The organism is Synechococcus sp. BA-120 BA3, assembly GCF_034931285.1.
Classification (GTDB): domain Bacteria; phylum Cyanobacteriota; class Cyanobacteriia; order PCC-6307; family Cyanobiaceae; genus Cyanobium.
Map to the genome: position 1 here is coordinate 1 of NZ_JAYGHZ010000222.1, position 754 is coordinate 754.

Genomic DNA, 754 nt, shown 5'->3' on the forward strand with positions numbered 1-754 from the left:
CCCCCGGCGACCCCTCTCGGGGCGGGTGGTGCTGGCGGGCCTGGCGGGACTGGCCCTGCTGTGGCTGTCGCGCGGTGGCTGGTGGCCCACGCCGCCGCCGCCCCAGATGATCCTGGTGCTGGGGGGGGATGCGGATCGGGAGGCGGCGGCGGCCCGCCTGGCCCGGGTGGACGGACTGCCGGTGGTGGTCACCGGCGGCACCAACCCCGAATACGCCCACTGGCTGTTCCTGCAGAAGGAGGGTCTGCCCGCCCGCCAGGTCCAGCTCGACTACCGCGCCCGCGACACGATGTCCAACTTCACCTCCCTGGTGGACGACCTTCGCAAGGCCCGGATCCGCCATGCCCTGCTGGTCACCTCCGAGGACCACATGGAGCGGGCCCTGCTGGTGGGACGGATCGTCGCCGGCAGCCGCGGCATCCACCTCACCCCGGTCCCGGTGCCCTGCGGCGAGCTCTGCGTCGTCGAGGGCCGGCGGCGCCTCTGGGGCGACGGCGCCAGGGCGGCCCTCTGGGTGATCAGCGGTCAGGACATCAGGCCGTGGGTGGAAGAGCGGGTGGCTCCCTGGCTGGAAAAAGCAGGGATCCGCTGATCGGGCCCAGGTCGAGCATCCGGTTGATCTGCTCCTGGGCGGCGCGGGTGGCGGCGTCCAGGTCGGGGCGGCGCCGGGAGGCCGGCGGCGGGATCGGTGTGCCGATGCGGATGTGGATCGGCACCAGCCGGGGGCCGTGGCCGCCGGGTCCCAGGGCCCGGT

Annotated in this window: 1 protein-coding gene and 1 pseudogene; one reads left to right on the forward strand and one right to left on the reverse strand. The window is 74.5% G+C overall.

What is annotated here, in order from left to right; all coding sequences use genetic code 11:
* A partial coding sequence (locus VB737_RS07425; RefSeq protein ID WP_500312269.1) for a YdcF family protein occupies positions 1-592 on the forward strand: 592 nt, incomplete at its 5' end.
* Here VB737_RS07425 and VB737_RS07430 read toward each other — a convergent pair.
* A pseudogene (locus VB737_RS07430) lies at positions 534-754 on the reverse strand (1-acyl-sn-glycerol-3-phosphate acyltransferase); the annotation flags it as partial. The gene VB737_RS07425 and the pseudogene VB737_RS07430 sit on opposite strands and share 59 nt — an antisense overlap.